Source organism: Kitasatospora sp. NPDC101157, assembly GCF_044768255.1.
Lineage (GTDB): Bacteria > Actinomycetota > Actinomycetes > Streptomycetales > Streptomycetaceae > Kitasatospora.
The window spans coordinates 513,130-528,411 of sequence record NZ_JBIWPL010000002.1 but is presented as its reverse complement, the minus strand read 5'-3'; the positions used below and the strand labels follow the sequence as shown (position 1 = coordinate 528,411).

The window sequence follows — 15,282 nt, the reverse complement described above, 5'->3', positions numbered from 1 at the left end:
GGGAGTTCGCGGCCCACCGTCACGGCGCGCCGGGCCGGTTCACCCGGAATCACGACACCGGGGAGCCGTCCGCGGGCTCGGACAGGTCCTGGACCGCGGCCCGGCGGCGCTCGGCCCGGGCGCAGCGCAGCAGTTCCTCACCGTAGGGCAGGGCGACCAGCGCCGCGGTGGCGGCGGCGAAGCCGGCCAGGTAACGGGCGGGCAGGGGGTGGGGCTTGGGGTTGAGGCGCCAGGCCCGGCAGGTGCCTCCGCCGCGGGCCAGTGAGCGGACCTGGTCCCAGTGCAGGCAGGCGGTGAAGGCGACCGCGGTGAGCGGCAGCACCTCCAGGAAGCTGTGGATGTGCTGTTCCAGCGGGGTGACGTCGCGTCGGCCGGTGGCGATCGTGACGTCCCAGAGCGCGGTGGCTCCGTGGGCGAGGGCGGCGGCTCCCATGGTGGCCAGGACCAGGGGGTTGACCTCGGCGACCAGGCCGAGCACGACGGGCGTGCCCGCCTCGGCCATCATCAGCGCGTGCACGAGGGACTCCCGCAGGCCGCTGGTGTCCTCGATGCGCGAGCGGCGGTGCATGACCCAGTCGCCGACGGCCGGTGCGAACCACAGGGGCAGCACTCCGTAGAGGAGGAAGCGCCGGCTGGCGTTCTCCACGTCGTCGGACGGACCGGTGGTCAGTTCCGTCGCGGCGCGCCACTGTCGCCACGGGCGGGCGGGTGTCCTGGGCATGGGTTCGCTCTCTCGTCCGGCGGGGTTCTGGCGTGCTCAGGCGGTGTACGCGAAGTCCAGGCCGTCGAGCGGTTCGTCGCGCAGGAACCGGAGCACGAGGTGGGCGTACTCGGCGTCGCGCTCCAGGTGGGCCATGTGGTCCGCCTCCTTGAGCAGGACCAGCGTGGAGCCGGCAATGGTCCGGGCCACGTCCCGGTTCTGCCGCGGGGAGGTGGTCATGTCGTGCTCCCCGGTGAACACCAGGGCGGGGACGCCGGTGACGCCGCCCTGCGGGAGGAGGGCGGGCTCCAGGACCCGGCGGTGGCACGCGGCGTGGCGCCGGGCCTGCCGCCACGTGGTGCGCAGGGCCTGTTTGCGCAGCAGCCGCTGCACCGCCGCCGACTGCTGGACGCGCCGGTGCTCCTCGGTGTTGACGAGGTAGCTCACCAGGCGGTCGGCGTAGGGGCCGAGTGCCGGGCAGGCGTCGTCCAGGGACTCGCCCGGTCCGGGGAGGCTCCCCTCGATGTGGCTGACCGCCTCGCGCAGGAACGCCCGCATGGTGCCGGTCACCCGGTGGGTGGCTCCGGCCAGCAGCAGCCGGCTCACCCGGTCCGGGCGGCGCTGGGCCATCCGGTAGGCGATCGGTGCTCCGTAGGAGGCGCCGAGGACGTTGACCCGGGCCAGGCCGAGGGCGTCCAGCAGGTGCAGGGCGGCGGCGGCCAGGGTGTCGAACCCCTCCTCCTCGGGCAGGTCGTCCGCGAGGCCCGAGCCGGGCAGGTCGACCAGGATCACCGGGGTGTGCGGGGCGATGCTCCGCTCCAGGCGGGGCCAGGCGTACATGTCCTGGAGGGCGCCGCCGAGCAGCAGGAGGGGTTCGGCCACCGGGTGCGGTCCGCGCCAGTGCCCGGCGCCCGGGTCCGTGTGCACGATCCGGCAGACGTAGTTCATGTCCTGCCAGCGCAGGTGGTGGAGCTCCTCGGCCGGGGTGGTGTCCCCGGCGGGGCCGGTCGGGGACGGACGGGTCATCAACGGCTCTCCGCGTACCGGCTGATGAGCTTGGCCATGTCGTCCACGCAGGTCGCTGCGGACAGCTGGTCCTCGCTGATCTCCACGCCGAAACGGTCCTCCAGGTGGAGGGAGAGCACCACCAGGGCCATCGAGTCGACGCCCGCGCTGGCGAGGGGGGCGTCGGGCGTGAGGGGCGCGGACGGCAGGCCGCACCGGTCCGTGAGGATCTCCTTGACTTGCTCGAACGTCATGCGCGGTTCCCTCCGGTGGAAGTCGGCCTGCCCGGGACGCGGCGGCCGCGGGCAGGCAGGACGGGCGGGGTTCGGGACTGGCGGGGTTCGGGATGGGCGGGGTTCGGGATGGGCGGAGTCAGGCCAGACGGGCGCAGAGGCCGGCCGGCCACACCAGCGTGGTGGCCGCCCAGGCCAGACCGCTGCCGAAGGCGACCAGCAGCACCTTGTGCCCGGGCTTCAGCTCCCCCTGGTCGGCGGCGTGGGCCAGCAGCAGCGGCACCGAGGCGGCCGCGGTGTTGCCGACCTGCTCGATGTTGGTCGGGACGCGGGCCGCGGGGATCTCCAGCATGTCGGCGACCGTGGCGGTGATGCGGTGGTTCGCCTGGTGGGCGATCAGCCGGTCGACGTCGCTGACCGCCCAGCCCGCCTCGGTGGCCGCGTCCCGTGCGGCCGCCGTCATCCTGCGCACCGCGTGCCGGAAGACCTCGTTGCCGCTCATGTGCACGAAGTGCTCCCCGGGTGCCGTCCGGTTCCGCCGGTGGCGTCCGCGCGCGCCGCCGACGGGTACGGCGATGGCGTCCGAGAGGGCGCCGTCGCTGCCCCACACCACCGGCCCCAGAGCGCCCTCGGCGTGCGAGGGGCCCGCTTCGAGGACCACGGCGCCGGCCCCGTCGCCGAAGATCGGGGCGGTGGCCCGGTCGAGCGGGTTGACCAGGGAGGTCATCGTCTCGGCGCCGATCACCAGCACCCGGCGTGCCGTGCCCGAGGCGATCAGGCCGGCGGCGACGGTGCAGGCGTACACGAAACCGGAGCAGCCCGCCATGACGTCGAAGGCGGCCACCGCGGGCAGGCCCAGCCGGTGGGCGACCCAGGGCGCCGTGGCGGGACACGGCCGGTCCGGGGTGTTCGTGGCCAGGACCAGCGCGTCCACACTGCCGACCGCGGCGGAGGCCATCGCCCGCGACCCGGCCTCCACGGCCATGTCCCCGGTGGCGATGTGCGTTTCCGCGATCCGGCGCTCGGCGATGCCGATGCGCTCGCGGATCCACTCGTCCGAGCTGTCGATGCGGGTGCACACCTCGCTGTTGGGAACGCGGCGCGGCGGCAGCCACGCCCCCAGCCCGGTCAGTACGGCAGCGGCGCCGCGGCCGCGGTCCGGGGCACAGGGGGTGTCGGTCACGGGAGCTCCCTCGGTCGGACACGCACACATCGGAAAGGCGGCGTCCGCTCCGCTGCCGCAGCGGCCGGACCCGCCGGTCAATTCATAGAGGAGCGCTCCTGACGCCGCTCCCGGAGCCACACCGGGAAGCGGCCGTTGCCCCCCGAACGGCGGATCGGGCCCGGTGAGTCGGGTGCACCGGGCCCGGCCCTGTGCTACGGCGTGCCCGGATCCTGTGGCAGAGCGCCCGGATCACCCGCGGGCGCCGGGGAGCCACCGGTGGCGCCGGCTTCGCCGGGGACCGTGGCGGTTCCCTCACCGCTGCCCTCACCGCTGCCCTCACCGCTGCCCGTGCCGCTGCCCGGGGCGGTGGTGCCGGTGTCCGTGATGCCGGAGCCGGAGCCGGAGCCGGACAGGCGGCTCGCGAGCAGCCGCTTGCCCAGCTCGGCGCCCTTGCGGCTGTCGGCCTGCGCCTTGCGGAACAGGTCCGCGACCTCGTCGTCGCCGTCCCGTTCGGCGTCCTTCAGGTAGGCCTCCATCCGCAGCGCGTTGCTCAGGCAGGCCTCGACGTACCAGAGCAGGTTGTAGTCCTTGTCCTTGGTGCCGGTGACGTGACCGGTCTCCTCGTTCGTCATCACGACGCTCCTTCCGCGTCCCCGCGGGCGCAGGCCCCGACGGCCGGCACCCCGGGCGCGTGGGTGCGCCTACCCGGGGGTGCGGTGGCAATCCCTCGGCAGGGGCCGCGTCAGTCGTGGCCGTCGGTGCGGGGGCGGTGGAGGGTGAAGGTGTCGACCGGGGTGAGGTCGGCGTGCGGGCCGTCGAAGGTGTAGTAGGTGACGCGCATGGTGGTGGTGCCGCCGCGGCGGTCGCCGGGGTCGACCTCGAAGGCGGCGAAGCCGTGGGTGTGGGTCCGGTCCTGGTAGGCGGCCCAGGGCGCGTCCTCGGTGAGCCAGATCGACTCCCGGTAGGGGGCGCCGGGGGCGGGCTTGTCCTCCAGGCCGATGACCACCCGGCCCTGGGGGCGTTCGAACAGGTCGTCCTGGGTGGTGGCGGCGTTGCCGCCCGCTCCGATGACCATGTGGACGGTGCCGCGACGGGTGTCGGCGACCGCGGGGTCCGTGCCGGTGGGCACCGGGGTGCGGGCGTCGTTGGGCAGGGTGCCGCGGACGGGGTGGGAGCGCTCGTAGTAGTGCTCGTGGCCGCTGACCACGAGGTCGACCCCGTACGCGTCGAACAGCGGGCCCCAGGCCTCGCGGACGCCGAGGTCGCTGCCGGAGCCGTGCTTGGAGCTGGAGATCATCGGGTGGTGCATGCAGACCACGATCCAGTCGATCGCCCGGTTGCTCCGGGCCGTGCGCAACTCCCTTTCCAGCCAGCGCTGCTGGGCTCCGCCGGAGTAGCCGCGCAGATAGCTGTCACCGGAGTTCTGGATGGCGACGTCGTCGTTGGCGAGGCTGATGAAGCGCACCGAGCCGACCGTGAAGGCGTACCACATGCCCCGGGTCTCCCGGTCTCGGTCGGCGGTGGAGTCGGGGAGGGCGAAGTAGGTCTGGTAGCCGTCGGCGCCGATCGGGCCGTTGCCGCCCTCGTTCTCGTGGTTGCCGGCGCAGGGCATCCAGGGGCGCAGCCGGGCAGAGCGGCTGTTGTTGATGAACCAGTCGGCCCAGGTGGCGGTGCGGCTCCCGCCGTGCCGGCCGCTGTAGGAGGCGTAGCAGAGGTCGCCGTTGACCAGGTTGAACAGCGGGCCGACGCGTTCGACGGCGGCGACGATGTCGGCGGCGTACGGGGAGCCGATCTGGTTGCTCGTGTACACCGGGTACTTGCCGAGCGGGGAGGGCATGCCGTCGGGGAAGGACAGGTGGCGGCGGAGGTTGGGGGTGGCCTGGTCGCCGAAGCTGGTGAAGGTGAAGGGGGTGCGACCGCGCGGGGCCGTGGTGAAGCTTCCGCTCTCGGGGCTCGTGCCGTCGTGTCCGGCGGTGTAGAGGTAGGTGGTGCCCGGGCGCAGGCCGGTGAGCTCGGCGTGGTGGACGTACACCTCGTCCTTGCCGAGGGCGTCGCGGTAGGTGCGGGTCTCGGCCCGGACCACCTTGCCGAGGCCGCCGTCGGGTGAGCCGAGCCGGACCTGCGGGCGGCGGACGGACTGCGGGGTGATCCAGGAGACGGTCATCTCGGTGGCGGGATCGGTGCCGAACTGCAGGTGCAGGCCGCTGACGCTGGGGGTGCCGATCCGGTGCGGGCGGGCCTGGAGCAGCGGGCTCGCGGGGCCGTCGGGGCTTCCGGCCGGCGGTGTGTCGGCCGGTGCTCCGTCCCGTCCCTCGGTCGGCCCGTCGGAGGCCGAGGCCGGTTGGGCGACGGCGCCGCCGACGGCCAGGGCGGCTCCGGCCGCCGAGGTGCCCTTGAGGATGGACCTGCGTGCGATGGTCATGGCGCTCCGTCTGCCGAGTGGGCCCGTTCGCATGGAGAGGGGGCGGGGGGGCGGGACCCGCAGCACTGTAACGGCATGAGCATGCAAAGACGATGGTTTTCCTGACGGCCGATCACCTTCGGGCACGCCGCGGCCCCGGCGGCCGGGGCACCGCCGGGGCCGGGCGCGCCGGGGATCAGGGGCACTGCTTCCAGGCGAGGTGGTAGACGGTGTTGATGCTGCCGTCGGTCGAGTCCATGGTCATGAAGCTGGTGGTGCCGGCCGGGTCCGAGGTGCCGGCGGAGACGCGCAGTTCGGTGTTGATGTTGAAGTTGCGCTCCTCGCCGCACGGGGCCCAGACCAGGGCGGCGACGTCGACGCTGTCGGTCGCCTGCCAGTTGTCGTCCGTCGGGCCGTTGAATCGGTGGCTCCGGTAGGTCGTGCCGGAGTCCCCCTGGAAGTAGTAGTTGGCCCGCTCGATGCCGCTCGCCCCGTTCTCCAGATGGGCGAAGCCGCGGTAGTCGGCGGAGGCGATGGCGTAGGTGAAGCCCTGGGGGACGTGCACCCGCAGGTCGAGCTGGCAGTTCTTCCGGTAGTCGGTCGGCTTGGAGCCCACTCCCACCTGGGCGAGGTAGCTGCTGTACGTCACGGTGAAGGCAGTGTTGTCGGGCGACACCGCCACCGCGGCCGAACCCGCCGGGCAGCCGGAGCCGTTGACGGTCGCGACGTCGATGACGATCCGGTCCGGCGGGGTGGGCAGCGAGTCGCCACCGGAGGCCGGTGAGCCGACCACCGCGGCGGAGACGGCGGCCGCGGCGGCCAGGGTGCGGAGCAGCATGGGTTTCCCCTTCGGTCGTCCACGGAGGCAGGGGCGGCGCGGCGCGACGGCGCGACGCGGTCCGGGCGCTTCCCACGCGACCCCTCGTCGAAATTGACGTGCATATGTCAGCACATCCGCGGACCGTGTACAAGGGGTCACGCATGGTCACTGTCTCCGGGCTCCAGAGCCCCCCGGGTGACCTGCGGGCGTGGGGCCGACGGCCCGCGGAGCGGGCGCCCGCATAGTCGGAGGGTTGGTCACACCTTCCGATCGTGAGACGAGCCGACCATGTCCCTCTCCCGCCGCCGGACCGCCGTCACGGCCCTCGCCCTGCTGCTCGCCCTCCCGGGCTGCGACGCCCCGCACCCGTCCGGGCAGGCCGCGGCCCCGGGCAGCACCGCACCGACGCCCACCCCGACCGGGCCACGGGAGTTCACCGTCCTCGCCACCGGCGACGTGCTGCCGCACACCGAGATCATCCAGCAGGCCAAGGAGGACGCCGGCGGCTCCGGCTACGACTTCGGCCCCATGCTGGCCGGGGTCAAACCCCTGATCGGCGCGGCCGACCTGGCGATCTGCCACATGGAGACCGTCTACGGCGCCGACGGCGGCCCGTACACCGGGTACCCGGCGTTCAAGTCCCCACCGCAGGTCGCCAAGGCGCTCAAGGACGCCGGGTACGCCTCCTGCGACACCGCCTCCAACCACACCCTCGACGACGGCCCGGCCGGCATCCGCCGCACCCTGGACGCGATGGACGCCGTCGGCCTCGCCCACACCGGCTCCGCCCGCACCGCCGAGGAGGCCGGGCGGCCCGCGCTGCTGCGGGCGGGCGGTGCCACGGTGGCCCAGCTCGCCTACACCTACGGCACCAACGGCATCGCGCCGCCCAGGGACGAGCCCTGGGCCGTCAACCTGATCGACCGGGACCGGATCCTCGCCGACGCCCGAGCCGCCCGGGCGGACGGCGCGGACCTGGTGGTGGTCAGCATCCACTGGGGCACCGAGTGGCAGGACACCCCGAACGAGCAACAGCTCACCCTGGCCAAGGAGTTGTCCGCGGCCGGGCAGGGCCCGGGCCGGCCCGACATCGACCTGATCCTGGGCACCCACGCCCACATCCCGCAGGCGTACGAGAAGATCGGCGACACCTGGACGGTGTACGGCCTCGGCGACCAGCTCGCCGGGCACATGTTCACCTACGACGGCGCGGAGGACCCGCGCGGCAACTGGAGCTCGATCGCCCGCTTCACCGTCAGCCCGCCGGCCGGCCCGGGTCGGCGGTGGACGGTGAGCCGGGCCGAGTTCGTCCCGCAGATCACCGACCTCGGCCCGCCCTACCGGGTGCTCGACCTGCGCGAGGCCGTCCGCCGCGAACCCGGCCGGGCCGACTGGGCCCGCGCGCTGGAACACGTCCGAACCGTGGTGCTCAGCCGCGGCGCCGGTTCGGCGGGGCTCACCATGGCGCCGCTGCAGCGGTGACCACCCGGCCGGCCCGGTCGGGGCGCTACGGTTTGCGGCCCACCCCGCCGTACACCGAGACCTCGTCGGCCGCCAGGCCCGAGGGCTCGCCCAGCTCCGGGTGCCAGCGGTCGATCAGGACCACGCCCGGGTCGTCCAGCTCCAGCCCGGCGAAGAAACGTTCCACCTCGGCATGCGAACGCGCGTGCACCTCGATGCCGGCCTCCGCGTAGCGGCGCGCGCCGGCCGAGACCTGGTCCGGCGCGTTGTCGGCGGTGCCCGCGGTCAGGGCCAGGAAGCTGCCGGAGGGCAGCGCGTCCAGCAGCTCGCGGACGGGCGGGTGCGCGGCCTCGTCGGAGAGGAAGTGCACGATGTTGATCAGCGTCAGCGCGATCGGCCGGGTCAGGTCCAGGGTGGCTGCCACCGCCGGGTCGGCCAGGAACTTCGCCGGATCGCGCAGGTCGCCCTCGACGTAGGCGGTGCGGCCCTCGGGCGTACTGGTGAGCAGCGCACGCGAATGGGCCAGCACGATGGGGTCGTTGTCCACGTACACCACCCGGCAGGCCGGGTCGACCGCCTGGACGATCTCGTGCAGGTTGGGCGCGGTGGGGATGCCGGTGCCGACGTCCAGGAACTGGCGGATGCCGTGCTGCTCGGCCAGCCGGCGGACCATCCGGTGCATCACGGCGCGGGCGGCCGCGGCCCCGGCCCGGGCGGCGGGCAGCTCGGCGAGCACCCGGTCGCCGACCTCGCGGTCCGCCGGGAAGTTGGTCTTCCCGCCGAGCAGGTAGTCGTAGACCCGTGCGGAGTGCGCCCGGTCGGTCCGCAGGTCCACCTGCGGCGGCTGCTCGAAATCGGCCTCGATCAGCCAGCTCTCCGACTCGCTGCTGTCCACTGCTGCCTCGCCCTCCCCGTCCGGCGTCCGGTCCGGACCACACTCAACCACAGGACGTGAGCGTCCGTCAGGCGGTTCCCGGTGTCCGCTGAATGTCCGCTTCCGCCTCCCGGAGCGCGGCGGTGAACGAGGGCACCCGCATGGCCGTCAGCAGGCCCAGGGCCGGTCCGGCGGTGCAGACCGTGACGTAGACCGGGATCACCCCGAAGCCGTTGTGGTGGTCCAGCCACTCGGCGAGCAGCGGGAAGGTGCCGCCGAACGCGGCGATGGTGGCCGCGTTGACCACGCCGAGGCCGACCGCCCGCACCTCGGTGGGGAACAGCAGTCCGGTGAAGACGTTCAGCGTGCCGAGGACCGTCGCCACCATCATCCCCAGCGCCACGGCCACCAGTTGGAACGGCAGCCAGCCCCCGCGCAGCCCGGCCAGCAGGACCCAGACCAGCGGGATCGGCAGTCCGAAGCCGATCCGGGCGACCGGCAGCAGGCCGAAGCGGTCCGCGGCGGCGCCGGTGAGCAGCATGGTGGCCAGGACGATCGCCAGCACCACCGTCATGAAGGAGGCGGCCCGCTCCTTGTCGATCACGTGGTAGGCGGCGGCGTACTGCGGCAGGTAGGTCAGGGCGAAGTAGTAACCGACCGTGCCGCCCAGGGTGTTGAGGAAGACGGTGAGCACCGCCCAGCGGTGGTCGCGGACGGTGCGCAGGAAGGACGGGCGGCCGCCCGGCCGTACCCGGGCCCGGGCGCGGTGGAACTCGGCGCTCTCCGGAGCGGCCCGGCGCACCCACACCGCGCCCAGCCCGAGCAGCGCGGCGACCAGGAAGCCCCAGCGCCAGCCGCCGTTCTCCAGGCCGGACTTGCCGATGGTGTGGATCAGCAGGGTGAGCACCCCGAAGGAGAGCAGCGAACCGACGATGATCCCGCCGTAGGAGACCGAGCTGAACGCGAAGCGGTGCCGGGGCGGGGCGGTCTCGGTCACGTACGCGGCGACGCTCGGCGCCTCCCCGCCGAAGGCGAGGCCCTGCACCACCCGTACCACGACGGCCAGTACCGCCGCCCAGACGCCGATGGTCCGCTGGCCCGGCAGCACGGCCAGTCCCAGGCCGGCCACGGCGATCACCGCCATGCCGAGACTGAGCGCGAAGCGCCGGCCCCGGGCGTCACTGAGCCGTCCTATCAGGTACGAGCCGACCGGCCGGGCCACGAAGCCGACCGCGAAGGTGGCGTACGCGGCGAGCACACCGCTGACTCCGCCCTTGCCGTGGCCGAACAGGTCGGCGGCGAAGTAGGGCGCGAGCACGGCGTAGATGTTCCAGTCGAAGGACTCGACCACCGACCCCACCGTCGCCGCCGCCAACTCCCGCCGCCGGCCCCCGTCCTGCACCCCGCCACGGACCGGGGCGGTCTCGATGTGATCTGTCATGGCCTCAGCATGGCACCGTTCGACCTGCGGCGGAACCGGAGGCGGTGGCCCCGCGACGGCCGGGCTGCGGTCGGCCGTCGCGGGGTCTCGGCGGGCGCGGCACCCCCGTCGCCGCGCCCTGCGGTCCGGTCCGGCGGCGGGCACCCGGGCGGGGCGCCGCGCGTCGGACCGGCGGATCGGTCGCCCACCTCGACGCGGGTGCCGCTGTGCGCGCCTGCCGGGGCCGCGGGGGGATCGACGGCCCGGGCCTGAGCCACGGTCGGACGCGAAGCGAGCCTGCGGGCGTTCGGTCGTCCATCCCCGGACCGGTCCGTCGGACGTTCATCCTCGCCCCGGCACTGCCGCTCCGACCACGACGTTGACCTGACGTTGACCTGACACTTGGGCGCCGTGGGGCTACGCTCGTTCGCGATCCGGGTCGGACGGGCGGGGCGACGCCGCGGATCACAGGGACCCGGGGGGGATCTGTGGGGGCTGCGATCTTTGCCGCGCTGTTGCGGGAACGACGCCTTTCGGCGGGGTGGAGCCAGGACGAACTCGCCGAGCGGTCCGGGGTGTCGGCCCGGTCGATCAGCGCCCTGGAGTCGGGCGGGCGACGCCCGAGGATGTCCTCGGTGGTCCGGCTCGCCGGGGCCCTCGGCCTCGACCCGGAGACCCGTGCCCAGTGGCTGACGGCGGCGCGGGGCCCGGACGCCGGGCAGGCCGCGGAGCCGCACCGGACGGACGGAGCGGACGGAGCGGACGGGGGCGCCGGGCCGGCCGGGACGGACGCACCGGCCGCGGCACCCGGGGGCAGCCCCGCCGGCTCCCCCGCCGCTCCGACCGGTCGCACCGGCCCCACCGGTCCCACCGCTCCGCGGCAGCTTCCGATGGCCATCCGCCACTTCACCGGCCGGACCAGGGAGCTCCGGCTGCTCGACGAGCTGCTCGTCGACGTGGCCCCCGGCTGCGGCACGGTCGTGATCTCGGCGATCGCCGGCACCGCCGGAGTCGGCAAGACCACCCTGGCCGTGCACTTCGCCCACCGGGTGGCCGACCGCTTCCCCGACGGCCAGCTCTTCGCCAACCTTCGCGGCTTCGACCCGGCCCGCGCCCCGGTCGACCCCGCCGACGTGGCGCGCGGCTTCCTGGACGCGCTGGGCGTCCCGGCCCTGCGCGTCCCCGCCGACCCGGACGGGCAGCTCGCGCTGCTGCGCAGCAGGCTGGCGGGCACCCGCACGCTGATCGTCCTCGACAACGTCCGCGAGGCGGAACAGGTCCGCCCGCTGCTCCCCGGCTCCGACACCTGCCTGGTCGTGGTCACCAGCCGGAACCGGCTGCCCGGGCTGGTCGCCCTGGACGGCGCCGTACCGCTGGCCCTGGACGTGCTCTCCCCCGCGGAGGCGCGCGAACTGCTCGCCCGTCGGCTCGGCGCGGCGGCGGTCGCGGAGCAGCAGGAGGCCGCCGACGAGCTGATCGAGCTGTGCGCCCGGCTGCCGCTCGCACTGAACATCGCCGCCGCGCGGGCGGCCGACCACCCCGACACCCCGCTGGAGGTGTGGGCGCGCGAGCTGCGGGACTCCCGGGCGCGGCTGGACCTCCTGTCAGCGGGTGACAGCCACGCCGACGTCCGGGTGGTGCTCTCCTGGTCCTACCGCGCGCTGACCCCGCCGGCCGCCCGGCTGTTCCGGCTGCTCGGCCTGCACCCCGGCCCGACCATCAGCACGGCGGCGGCCGCGAGCCTCGCGGGCCGGCCGCTGTCCGGGACCCGCGCCCTGCTGGAGGAGCTGCACCGGGCCCATCTGATCACCGCGCCGGAGCGTGACCGGTACACCTTCCACGACCTGTTGCGCGCCTACGCCGCCGAGCAGGTGGCGGCCCTCGAACCGCCGGAAGGGCAGGCCGCGGGGACCCTGCGGATGCTCGACCACTACCTCCACACCGCCCACCGCGCCGCCGTCCTCGCCTACGCCGACGACGTCTCCTGGCAGACGCTGGACCTCACGGAGCCCGCCACCGGGGTCGGTCCCGAGGAGCTCACCGACCGGCGGGAGGCGCTCGACTGGTACCGGGAGGAGCAGCCGGTGCTGGAGCGGATCGTCGACGCGGCGCACCGGACCGGGGCGGACGTCCACGCCTGGCAGCTGGTCGGCGCCCAGGTGCCCTACCTGCTCAAGTCGGGGCTGTGGCAGCAGTGGCAGCGGGCGAGCGAGACGGCGCTGGCCGCCGCCGAACGCACCGGCGACCTCGGCCACCGGGCCCACGCGCACCGCTGGCTCGGCCAGGTGCACCGCTCCCAGGGCCGCCAGCCCGAGGCCCAGCGCCAGCTGCGCCTGGCGCTCGGCCTGTTCGAGGCGCTCGACGACCGGCCCCGGGAGGGCCGTACCCGGCTCGACCTGGCCATCGCCCACGGCGAGGAGCGGTGCGACGCCGAGGCGGTGGCCGAGTCCCGCCGGGCCCTGGCGCTGTTCGAGGCGATCGGCGACCCGTCCGGGCAGGCCCTCGCGCTCAACAGCATCGGCTGGTACCTGGCCCAGCAGGGCGAGCTGCGGGAGGCGCTGCCGCACTGCCGGCGCGCCCTGGAGCTGGCCCGCGAAGCGGGCAACCTGCCCGGTCAGTCGTCCATCTGGGACAGCATCGGCTTCATCCACCACCGCCTCGGCGAGTACCACGAGGCGCTGCCCGCCTACCACGAGTCCCTGCGCCTGCGGGTGGCCGTCGGCGACTACTTCCTCCAGGCCGACATCCACACCCACCTCGGGGACACCCACCTGGCGCTCGGCGACGTCGAGTCCGCCCGGGCGGCCTGGAACCGCGGACTCGCCATCCTGGAGGACCTCCAGCACCGGGACGCCGACGCCGTCCGGGCCCGGCTGGACAGCTGCCCTCCCGCGCCCCGACCGCCCCGCTCGGCGTAGGGCCTGTCCGGCGGTGCGCCCGGGACGCTCCGGGGTCGGAGGCCTCAGTGGTACCAGGCCGTGTCGTTGCTCTGGCTGCCGTTGGAGATCGCCATGGCCACCGCGTGGACGACGCTGTCGTGGTAGAACCGGCCGGTGTCACCGCTGCCGCCGGGTCCGTGGGAAATGGTCCGGGAGGACACTCCCCCGGTCCGGTCGTTCCGGTCGAAGACCGTCAGCCAGCAGGTGGTGGTGTACGAGTCCAGGTGGCCGTAGGCCCAGTTCGGCGCGAGGTTCAGGTGGCCGATGCAGCCCGGGACCGAGATGCTCACCGAACCGGTCGTGCCCGCGTGGGCGGTTCCCGAGATGCCGACGACGCTGATGCCGGCCAGCGAGACGGCAGCGGTCATTGCTCCGATTCGACGACGCATGGTTCCTCCGTGATTCGGTGCCCCGGGGCGCTCCCCTTGTCCGTACCGCACACTGCCCGTGCACCGGTGCACCGGGGAAGGACGTCGGCCGGACGTTCCCCTGACGCTTCGTGGGCCGCGCGGCCGTGCGAATCGGCGGGCCCCTCCGGGTACGTGATCCGGAGGGGTCCGGGAGTGCTACGCGGTGCGGGCGCGCCAGGCGGCCGCGACGGCGAGCGCGGCGTCGTTGGCGGCGGGTTCGCCGATGCTGAGCCGGACGCCTTCGCCGGGGAAGACCTTGACGGTGATCCCGGCCTCGGTGCAGGCGGCGGCGAAGGCCGCCGTGTGCTCCCCGAGCCGGAGCCAGACGAAGTTGGTGTGGGACTCCACCAGCGGCCGGCCCTGGGCTCGCAGCGCGGCCTGGACCCGGGTGCGTTCGGCGACCAGCGCGCGGACCCGCTCGTGCAGTTCGGGCCCGGCCGCGAGGGACTCCACGGCGGCGTCCTGGGCGATCCGGCTGACGCCGAACGGCAGCGCCACGGCGCGGGCCGCCGCGGCGACGGTGTCGTGGGCCACGGCGTAGCCGACCCGGAGGCCGGCCAGCCCGTAGGCCTTGGAGAAGGTGCGCAGCACGACCAGGTTGGGGCGGGTGCGGTAGAGGTCGATGCCGTCCGGGGTGTCCCCGGGGGCGAACTCCCGGTAGGCCTCGTCCAGGACGACCAGGGTGGTGGCGGGTACCGCGTCCAGGAACTTCACCAGCTCGGCGGGCGGGACGGCGGTGCCGGTCGGATTGTTGGGGTTGCAGACCAGGACGACCTTGGTGCGCGGGGTGAGGGCGGCGGCCATCGCGTTCAGGTCGTGGACCTCGCCCTCGGCCAGTGGCACGGGCACCGCGGTCGCCCCGGCGAGGTCGGCCGCCTCCGGGTAGGCCTCGAACGAGCGCCAGGCGAACAGGACTTCGTCGCCCGGGCCGGCCGCCGCGCGGACCAGCTGGAACAGCACGCCGACCGAGCCGGGGCCGACCACCACATGGCCCGGCGGGACGTTCAGGTGACCGGCGAGGGCGGCCACCAGGCGGGTGGCGGCCGGGTCCGGGTAGCGGTTGAGGGTGTGCAGGGCGGCGGTGGCCCGTTCCAGCACGCCGGGCAGCGGCGGGTAGGGGTTCTCGTTGCCCGCCAGCAGGTGGTGGACGGGCGACGACGGGGTGCCGGTGGCTGTGTCGGTCATGTCGGTGGGCTCCCGTGGGCGGCTCAGCCGCCGGTGAGGCCGGTCGCCAGGGTGGCGGCGGCGAGGACGAAAAAGACTCCGGCCACGACGTACCGCTCGGCGCGGAGGAAGCCGCGGCTCTTCCGGGCGCGCTGGCGCATGAGTGAACTCAGCAGCGCCCAGCCGGCGTTGGTGGCCATGCCGACCACCACGAAGACCAGTCCGAAGACCAGGGTCTGGGACCAGACCGCTCCCCTGCCGCTGTGGATGAAGGAGGGCAGGAAGGCGAGGAAGAACAGGGTGCTCTTCGGGTTGAGGGCGTTGACGACGAGGCCGTCGGTGAAGATCCGGGGCGAGCGGGCGGGCGCCTCGCCGGCCTCTTCGGCGGACGGGTCCGGGTCCGGTGTCCGCAGCCGCTTGACGCCGAGCCAGACCAGGTAGGCGGCGCCCGCGTACTTGACCACGTTGAAGGCGGTCTCCGAGGAGGCGACCAGGGCGGACAGCCCGACCACGGCGGCGAGCACCTGGACGAGGTCGCCGCAGGCCAGGCCGAGGGTGGACAGCAGTCCGGCGCGGCGCCCCTGGTCGAGGGTCCGGCCGGTCACGTAGAGCACGGACGGGCCGGGGATGAGCAGCAGCACCAGTGAGGCCGTGAAGAACCACCACAGGCTGGACAGTTCGGGCATGCGA

At 74.3% G+C, this 15,282-nt stretch carries 13 protein-coding genes and 1 pseudogene; 2 read left to right on the top strand and 12 right to left on the bottom strand.

Going from position 1 to position 15,282, the window contains the following annotated elements; genetic code table 11:
• Positions 1 to 49 precede the first annotated feature (49 nt).
• The 7 genes and pseudogenes from ACIRVF_RS05715 to ACIRVF_RS05685 all read right to left on the bottom strand — a co-directional run bounded on the left by ACIRVF_RS05715 (position 50) and on the right by ACIRVF_RS05685 (position 6,342).
• Positions 50 to 721, bottom strand: a complete 672-nt coding sequence (locus tag ACIRVF_RS05715; RefSeq protein ID WP_402814158.1) for a diguanylate cyclase — start codon at positions 719 to 721, stop codon at positions 50 to 52.
• A 36-nt stretch (positions 722 to 757) separates the two neighbouring features.
• Positions 758 to 1,726, bottom strand: a complete 969-nt coding sequence (locus ACIRVF_RS05710) for an alpha/beta fold hydrolase (RefSeq protein ID WP_402814155.1) — start codon at positions 1,724 to 1,726, stop codon at positions 758 to 760.
• The gene (locus ACIRVF_RS05705; RefSeq protein ID WP_402814153.1) at positions 1,726 to 1,959 is read right to left on the bottom strand and encodes an acyl carrier protein; all 234 of its coding nucleotides are present in this window, start codon (positions 1,957 to 1,959) and stop codon (positions 1,726 to 1,728) included. Before ACIRVF_RS05705 ends, ACIRVF_RS05710 begins: the two co-directional genes overlap by 1 nt.
• 118 nt (positions 1,960 to 2,077) lie before the next feature.
• Positions 2,078 to 3,121 (bottom strand): beta-ketoacyl-ACP synthase III, encoded by a 1,044-nt coding sequence (locus ACIRVF_RS05700; RefSeq protein ID WP_402814150.1) that lies wholly within the window; start codon positions 3,119 to 3,121, stop codon positions 2,078 to 2,080.
• 386 nt (positions 3,122 to 3,507) lie between these two features.
• A pseudogene (locus ACIRVF_RS05695) lies at positions 3,508 to 3,735 on the bottom strand (hypothetical protein); the annotation flags it as partial.
• A 110-nt stretch (positions 3,736 to 3,845) separates the two neighbouring features.
• Positions 3,846 to 5,525: a purple acid phosphatase family protein gene (locus ACIRVF_RS05690; RefSeq protein WP_402814147.1), complete on the bottom strand. Its 1,680-nt coding sequence runs from the start codon at positions 5,523 to 5,525 to the stop codon at positions 3,846 to 3,848.
• Positions 5,526 to 5,700: 175 nt separating this feature from the next.
• A complete protein-coding gene (locus ACIRVF_RS05685; RefSeq protein WP_402814144.1) occupies positions 5,701 to 6,342 on the bottom strand; it encodes a DUF4360 domain-containing protein in 642 nt (213 codons plus the stop codon).
• Between the two features lie 270 nt (positions 6,343 to 6,612).
• Here ACIRVF_RS05685 and ACIRVF_RS05680 point away from each other — a divergent pair, with 270 nt between their 5' ends.
• On the top strand, positions 6,613 to 7,806 hold the full coding sequence (locus ACIRVF_RS05680) for a CapA family protein (RefSeq protein ID WP_402814142.1): 1,194 nt from the start codon (positions 6,613 to 6,615) through the stop codon (positions 7,804 to 7,806).
• A 25-nt stretch (positions 7,807 to 7,831) separates the two neighbouring features.
• On the opposite strand, the gene ACIRVF_RS05675 is transcribed toward ACIRVF_RS05680, so the two are convergent.
• Complete coding sequence (locus ACIRVF_RS05675; protein ID WP_402814140.1) at positions 7,832 to 8,680, bottom strand: SAM-dependent methyltransferase; 849 nt, start codon at positions 8,678 to 8,680, stop codon at positions 7,832 to 7,834.
• A 67-nt stretch (positions 8,681 to 8,747) separates the two neighbouring features.
• A complete protein-coding gene (locus ACIRVF_RS05670; protein ID WP_402814138.1) occupies positions 8,748 to 10,100 on the bottom strand; it encodes an MFS transporter in 1,353 nt (450 codons plus the stop codon).
• Positions 10,101 to 10,594: 494 nt separating this feature from the next.
• On the opposite strand from ACIRVF_RS05670, the gene ACIRVF_RS05665 reads away from it, so the two are divergent.
• A complete protein-coding gene (locus ACIRVF_RS05665) occupies positions 10,595 to 12,997 on the top strand; it encodes an ATP-binding protein (RefSeq protein WP_402814136.1) in 2,403 nt (800 codons plus the stop codon).
• 44 nt (positions 12,998 to 13,041) lie between these two features.
• On the opposite strand, the gene ACIRVF_RS05660 is transcribed toward ACIRVF_RS05665, so the two are convergent.
• The 3 genes from ACIRVF_RS05660 to ACIRVF_RS05650 form a co-directional block, all read right to left on the bottom strand.
• Positions 13,042 to 13,386 (bottom strand): hypothetical protein, encoded by a 345-nt coding sequence (locus tag ACIRVF_RS05660; RefSeq protein WP_402814134.1) that lies wholly within the window; start codon positions 13,384 to 13,386, stop codon positions 13,042 to 13,044.
• A gap of 198 nt (positions 13,387 to 13,584) precedes the next feature.
• Entirely contained in the window at positions 13,585 to 14,613 is a 1,029-nt protein-coding gene (locus ACIRVF_RS05655) for a histidinol-phosphate transaminase (protein WP_402814132.1), read from the bottom strand.
• A gap of 23 nt (positions 14,614 to 14,636) precedes the next feature.
• On the bottom strand, positions 14,637 to 15,278 hold the full coding sequence (locus ACIRVF_RS05650; RefSeq protein WP_402814129.1) for a LysE family translocator: 642 nt from the start codon (positions 15,276 to 15,278) through the stop codon (positions 14,637 to 14,639).
• Between the last annotated feature and the right edge of the window lie 4 nt (positions 15,279 to 15,282).